This window comes from Bacillus cereus group sp. BfR-BA-01379 (assembly GCF_022663605.1).
GTDB lineage: Bacteria > Bacillota > Bacilli > Bacillales > Bacillaceae_G > Bacillus_A > Bacillus_A mobilis.
The window spans coordinates 1-7,001 of sequence record NZ_JAKUFT010000129.1 but is presented as its reverse complement, the minus strand read 5'-3'; the positions used below and the strand labels follow the sequence as shown (position 1 = coordinate 7,001).

Here is a 7,001-nt window from a genome sequence, read left to right as displayed (position 1 = left end):
AGTTTAAAAAAGGCTAATGAAATTACTAATTCATCTTCTTATACACATATTGTCTATATCGGTGAACAAAAAGAAGAATTTCCTATTGAAATAAAGCAAATTCTAGAAAATTTCTCAGGCCCAGTATTAGTTTTAGGACAAAATGTTGAACAATTATCTAATCGCTTTTCTTTCATTACGCTAAAGGATAATGATATACGAGTTAATAAAATCGAATATCCAAGTAATAAACTAAAAAACACTTTAGAAGAAGAACGATTGATTCAATCTTTTGATACAAACGGAACCGTTCTTGCTAACGCTGTAAGCTCAAATAGCAAGAGCCCACTAATCGTTCAGCGCGAAACATCTTATTACGTTGCAACGCCAAATCTCTTTGACTGGATGTCTCATTACGTCGGAGAAATGTTATTTTCTTACTTTGGACAAAAACCAACGACAAATAAGGTGGAAGCTTATTTACGTCTTGAGGATGTTCATCCAGCCGCAGACACAAATCAATTAAAAGAAATTGCTGAATTACTAAAAGAGAAAAAGATTCCTTACATGATTACAGTCATACCGGTATATAAAGATCCTGATACAGGGAAGACAATACATTTAAAAGATAAACCTGAGCTAGTTGATCTTTTACGCTCTATGCAAGATAATGGTGCAGCAATTATTATGCATGGTTATACACACCAATTTTATGATAGTGAAACTGGGGAAGGTTTTGAATTTTGGGACGTAAAAACAGACCAACCAATTCGTCAACCGAAGCATGAAAAACCAAAAACAAAAGATGACTTTCCTAATATAGAAGCATACAATGCATACGTAAAAAAAGGGGAAGAATTTGAAGAAAAATATACAACTGAGCATATTGAAAAAGGCATTCAAGAACTTGTAGATGCCAAACTATATCCTGTCGCATTTGAAGCACCCCATTACACGATGTCTCAAAAAGGATATGAAATATTATCAAGATACTTTTCAACTTATGTAGGACAACTACAGTTAAGTGATACAACTTGGAAATCCATGCACTCACCATTTTATACAAGTACCCCATCATTTTTACACGGGATGAAATTAATGCCTGAAACAGTTGGTTTTATTGAAGAAGATAAGCCACATGCTATTGCAAAGATGAAGGAACGTGCTGTATCTGTTGCTAAATTATCCGATGGAGTTATTGGTGCATTCTATCATCCTTACTTAGGTGTGAACCCATTAAAAGAAGTACTAAAGGATTTAGAAAACATTCCAAATATACAATGGATTGATTTACAAAAAGAAACAAATGAAGTGAAAATGAAAGATATTCATATTACTACTAATAAAGAGGGCATTCACGTTGAAAAACCAACAAGTGCAAGTGACGTAATGGATTATGTAAAACAATATGGATTCTTCCTTATACTTGGTTTCTTCATCATTGTCTTTCTATTTTTATTAAGACGTGCGAAAAAATTAGAATCCTAAAATAAAACCACCAAGCAAAATGCTTGGTGGTTTTTTATAACACTAATTTCCTTTAATACCTCTCGAATCATTCTCGGATGCGTCATAACATTCTCTTGAAATTCCCACGTTCCATCCGTTTCATTATGTACAGCATAAAGTTACCTTGTTTGTATCCTTTTCTCGGATTTTCAAATTGTTGTTTTTATCAATTTTATAAGGAATATTATTATCTTTTAACTTTTGTAATACACTATCATTTTCGTATACGTTTTTTTCCCAAATAATATACTTTTCATTTTTTGTATTATTGAAAAATATAACTCCACTTAAGCATAGCAATAAAACTATTAATATTGAAATTAAAATATATATTTTTTTCATGATTTGTTTATTCCTAACCTTTCATTTATTGGTTGGTCCATAATAACCACCCTTCTGGTTCTCTTATATATTTTAGTAAATCATTTCTTATTGTAATATTTTTCATCTCCCTACAAATAAAATATTACAATAAATTCCTAAAAAAACAATAATGTTCATTTATGATTTTTTTTGTTAAAATTAATTTGTATCCAAATATTTATTTAATTAAATTAACTATAAACTTCATGTATATATTTTTGAAACGAAAGACGGAACAGAGACTTTTGATAATTCTGCCGTAATGACATTAGTTGCTATTCCTAAATAAGCCCAGAATTTAAAAATGGATATGAAAATATAAGTATCGAAGACATTAATAAGTTAGTAAATCCGACAGTAGTCGTAAGTAATCTACTTCTCTCTTCATCCTTATATTGGTCAACATGTATATGGCTATCAATCCATTTCATATTTATTCCCCCATAAAAAAAACAAGAAGGGATCTCCCTTCTTGTTTTTTCATCTATATTATTTAACAATTAAGTTTGTTATGATATCAAATAATCCAATACATACTACGGCAACAGTAAAGTAGCTACAGAAATCTTTAATTGGAAACTTCACTACTTCTTCTTTACGCATCCCAGTTTTCTCCCTTCTTACTATATCCCTAATTATTTTTATCTATTTGTATCTATTATGCAAAAAATATGACAAATTTACTATCGAATTAACTTACGTAAACCTTACAATGTTGTAAGGTTTATAAAAAGAGCCTCATCTACATACAGATGAGGGCTATTAAAAAGTAGTTGGTTTTCATCCTTCATTCATATTACAAACAGAAAGTAATACAGTGAAACTTTCTAAGTACACTATATAAAATTCATTATCTTTTAACCATCGAATTACATTACAGAAGGCTTACATGTTTGTAAGCTATGTGTAATGTAATTCGATAGTTTCCCTTCGCTACATCTCATACAATAAAGTTAGAAAGTAAGCCAAATAAGAAGAACACTCACATAACCAAATTACATTGCTAGTAGCTATTCTTCTTATACCTTTCATTCATGCTACTACAATGTACCCCCTTCCCCTTTATATAATGAAGAAAGCCTTAGTCCATATGGAGACTAAGGCTTTCTTCTACATCCAAAAATACCCCTACCTAGTATTTTTATTTTCGACAAAAAATAGGTGGGGGTATAATTCGCTATCTCATCGCTAAAAGTTTACTCTTCGCATTAATAGGAATATTTACAGCTTCAATTTCTTCAATCGCCTCGCCATAGCGCCCTTTTGCATATACCTTTAATGCTTCATCTCTCTTTAACATATGCTTAACAGTCTTCTTTATTTTTTGTTCTCTGCCACGTTCGTCAAACGCAATAAATTCATATTCATACCATTCATCACCAATAGGCTGACCAATTGTATTCACAACCGTATAGTATTCTTTCGTCTTATAAAGCGGATTATATTTATCGATAACCGGTCCAAGTTTCGTAGGCAGTAACATTATTACTATCACTACCATCGCTATTATAGTAGTGATCATTTTTTTCTTCATAATAAACATTCCTCCTCAGCAGGATATATATACATCTATTTTAAAAAGAAGGAATAAAATCTACTATTGAATCTCATTACATTACACTTACATTTTTGTAAGAATTAAAAAAGGTGAACGAATTTACTCGTTCACCTTTTAGCTCGCTTTAAAGCCACCGCCAAGTACATCACGTACATCATGAATAACAACGAAAGCATCTTCATCTACTCGGCCGATAACTTGCTTTAACTTAACAAGCTCTTGTTTATTAATAACAATATATAATACTTCTTTATTTTTACCAGTATATCCGCCGCGTCCTTCTAATACAGTGACACCGCGCGTCATGTTTTTCGTAATAGCTTCACGTATTAAGTCTGGTTGATTCGAAATGATTGTAACAGCCGTTTTTGTATCCATTCCTTCTACAATGAAATCAATCACCTTTGCTCCGATGAATACTGCAACAAGTGTGTACATCGCTTTTTCTTGCCCTATTATAAATACAGAACCAGCAATTACAACGATATCAATAATAAGTACGCCTTTACCAACGCTCCACCCTAAATATTGATTTGCTAATTGTGCTAAGATTGCCGATCCCCCTGATGTACCTCCAGCTTTGAACATACAACCTAATCCGACACCGACAAATAAGCCAGCGAATAAAGCCGCTAATAACGTATCACTATTTACATGATACTCAATATGTTCCGTAACATATAAAAACAAGGATGTTTCTACAATCCCTAAAATTGTATAAACCATCGTTTTCTTATCAAAAAATTTATAACCGATAGCTAGTAAAATTGCATTTATAGCAAAGTTCACAATTCCCGGCGACCAATCAAATAAATAGTACGTAACAACCGTTACACCGATAATTCCACCCTCTGATAAACGGTTTGGAATTGCAAAGTAATTAATACCAATTGCGAATAATAATGAACCAATTGTAATTAGTGTTATTTCCTTTATACGTTGATTAACCATAGTTTATACCTCCCCCCATTTGACATTGTATCACTATCTCCTAGAGGTTTAGAAGTTGTTTTTATTGCGCATTTTCACTCTTAAAGATCGAGATATTATGTTTAAACAAAGGGGTGATTAATTATTCATATTCGCTCTAACTGTACGGACAAATCGCTCCACATTCCCCTTCTGGATATACTTAGCTCGAATGGTTTCATGATTACAAGTACATTCGAAATGCGGACGAAAATCTATGCTATCTATATGCAAATATGAATAATCTTTAAATGTTGCAGGATAGTATGGAAATTTCCCGTAAAAGAGGAGACGTCTAGTAGTAGCAGCAAAAATCCCATGTTGATACGATAGCGCAAAATCATCCTTCTCAAATATCCCTACTACAAAGGCCAAAATCTTTTCATCATCCTCTATATACTTTTTCATACTCAATAAAAGTTCATTCATGCATATCCCTCCAAATACTATTTTTGAAAAGAATCCATGGATTATTACAGACCGGTTTAACTCCTTTATAAAGTATGAAACGCGTTTCCTGTCAAAGATATTTCAAAAAAATAATCCGTTATGCACTTTCCACATAACGGATTAAAACTAAACAGTAGAGCGTTCCACAAGTTCGTATGGAATTTCCACCTTTTCTTGTTTAGAACTTTCATCACTTATTTGCCTATAAAACATTTCAAAGGCCTTTTTACCTATTTCCTTTAAATTTTGATCAATGGTTGTAAGTTGTAACACTTGCGAAATAGGTTGATTATCAAAGCCAATAATCGCTAAATCTTTAGGAACTTGAATGCCTAATTTTTCAGCTTCTGTCATCACCCCAATCGCAACTTCATCTCCTGCTACTATTAACGCTTCAGGAAGATGCTGCATCTCCTTTAATTTATGAGCCACTCTCACACCATCTTCTAATGTAAAACATTCTGTGAAAATCCATTCTTCATTCACTTCTTCATCTATAGATTGCAATTGCTGTTTATAAACATCAAAACGCTTTTGACTACTCGGTCCTAATTTCCTTCCCGTGCAATAACCAATTTTTTCATAACCTTTCTTGATTAAATAATCCATTCCTAATTGAAAAGCGGCCGAATGATTCGTATATACACTTGATATATTTGAAATATCATTATCTTCACAAGCGACAATTTCCCCATAGGAAGCATACGGCTCTATCGTTTCCCAATCATTTGCACGAGAACAAATAATAAGACCATCCAATTGTTTTGTTTTTAACATATGTAAACTTTTCATTTCTTCTTTTTTATTATAATTCGTTTGGCAAAGTAGCACTCTGTAATTATGAGCTAACGCCACCTCCATCATCCCGCCCACCATCGCATCAAAGCATGGATGATTAATATACGGTAAAATCACACCAACAATATTCGTTTTCCCTTTTGATAAATGAACAGCATTTGCGTTTTGCGAGTAATTCAATTTCTCAACTATCTCTATAACCGCTTTCCTTTTTTCTTCACTTACATACGGATGATCATTCAATACTCTCGAAACAGTCGTAACTGAAACTCCCGCCATCTTTGCAATATCTTTAATATTAGCCATACACTCACCTCTACTTTTAAATTAATGAATTCCATGCACATATGTCAAATCTACTCATCATTACACCTACATTCGTTTTTCTTACAAAAGTGTAATTTTCCTGTAAGCTAATTCGATAGTGACTCCCCGCAATATTTCATACAATTAAGTCAGAAGGAAACAACAACTATTCGAAAAGGAGCAGATTCATATGATGAACAAAGTGAAATCAAACAATTTTTTAAATACAATGGGCATGGTATTATCCGCTCTAATCGATGCTAAAGCTGTTGCTTCTACATTAAACAAGTAAGGAGAATTCATTATGAACAATATCACTTTTAACAAATTAGATTTTTTAGGACTAGCTAGCGGATCAGTTCTTCTTACTGCTTTCATTTACGCCGCTACGCTCATATAAATTTCGTGTCCCCTTTCCCCTTTATTATAAATAGTAATAGAAAAGACGACCGTCTATGCCCGGTCGTCTTTTCTTATTTTTGATTTGATTGCAAAGTTTCCTTTAGCTCCTCAAACTTCTCATTTAATTGATCTGTCATCATTTTCATCGCTGTTTTTCGATCTATTTGTTCTTCAGCATCAATTTGAATTGGGTCTCCAAAAATCAATTGCGCCTTTTTCCCCTTTATTAATTCTTTTACACTTGATGGACCAACATAAGCTGCCGGTACTAACGGGACATTAGAACGTAGCGCAATCGTAACAGCTCCAGCTTTTAATGAAACGTCTTCTGTTGATCGCGTTCCACTTGGGAAGATCCCTACTACTTTGCCTTCCTTTAATAAGCGTGACGGAATTTTGAGTGTGCTCGGTCCTGGATTTGCACGATCTACAGGGAATGCATTCACATTTTTAAAGAACCAATTTTTGAACTTCCCTTCAAATAATTCTTTTTTAGCCATGTAATGAATTTGGGTCGGATACATCCCTGTAGCTAACATTAATACATCCATAAAACTTGTATGTGTACACGCAACAACATACGGGCCGCCTTCTGGTAACTTTTCTCTTCCTTGCACTTCTACTTTTCCAGCTGTTTTAAATATATATTTCAACAAAAATGTAATTG

Annotated in this window: 7 protein-coding genes and 2 pseudogenes; 2 read left to right on the top strand and 7 right to left on the bottom strand. The window is 33.1% G+C overall.

Translation table 11 applies throughout. The features are described 5' to 3' along the window. On the top strand, positions 1–1,467 hold a 1,467-nt coding region (locus MR113_RS26345), incomplete at its 5' end, for a DUF2334 domain-containing protein (RefSeq protein WP_242257388.1). Positions 1,468–1,496: 29 nt separating this feature from the next. On the opposite strand, the pseudogene MR113_RS26340 reads toward MR113_RS26345, so the two are convergent. From MR113_RS26340 to MR113_RS26315, 6 genes and pseudogenes are all read right to left on the bottom strand, one after another. Further along, positions 1,497–1,589: pseudogene (locus MR113_RS26340) on the bottom strand (TatD family hydrolase); the annotation flags it as partial. A 627-nt stretch (positions 1,590–2,216) separates the two neighbouring features. Continuing rightward, positions 2,217–2,315, bottom strand: a pseudogene (locus tag MR113_RS26335) (TatD family hydrolase); the annotation flags it as partial. 713 nt (positions 2,316–3,028) lie between these two features. Beyond that, positions 3,029–3,385, bottom strand: a complete 357-nt coding sequence (locus tag MR113_RS26330; RefSeq protein ID WP_088022593.1) for a YxeA family protein — start codon at positions 3,383–3,385, stop codon at positions 3,029–3,031. Between the two features lie 138 nt (positions 3,386–3,523). Then, complete coding sequence (locus MR113_RS26325) at positions 3,524–4,360, bottom strand: YitT family protein (RefSeq protein ID WP_242257387.1); 837 nt, start codon at positions 4,358–4,360, stop codon at positions 3,524–3,526. A gap of 117 nt (positions 4,361–4,477) precedes the next feature. Continuing rightward, positions 4,478–4,807, bottom strand: a complete 330-nt coding sequence (locus tag MR113_RS26320) for a PH domain-containing protein (RefSeq protein WP_242257386.1) — start codon at positions 4,805–4,807, stop codon at positions 4,478–4,480. Between the two features lie 147 nt (positions 4,808–4,954). Next, a complete protein-coding gene (locus MR113_RS26315) occupies positions 4,955–5,932 on the bottom strand; it encodes a LacI family DNA-binding transcriptional regulator (RefSeq protein WP_242257385.1) in 978 nt (325 codons plus the stop codon). Between the two features lie 304 nt (positions 5,933–6,236). On the opposite strand from MR113_RS26315, the gene MR113_RS26310 reads away from it, so the two are divergent. Continuing rightward, on the top strand, positions 6,237–6,332 hold the full coding sequence (locus MR113_RS26310) for a DUF3948 family protein (protein WP_070127837.1): 96 nt from the start codon (positions 6,237–6,239) through the stop codon (positions 6,330–6,332). A gap of 73 nt (positions 6,333–6,405) precedes the next feature. On the opposite strand, the gene MR113_RS26305 is transcribed toward MR113_RS26310, so the two are convergent. Then, positions 6,406–6,999 (bottom strand): lysophospholipid acyltransferase family protein, encoded by a 594-nt coding sequence (locus tag MR113_RS26305; RefSeq protein ID WP_242257384.1) that lies wholly within the window; start codon positions 6,997–6,999, stop codon positions 6,406–6,408. Positions 7,000–7,001: the final 2 nt, after the last annotated feature.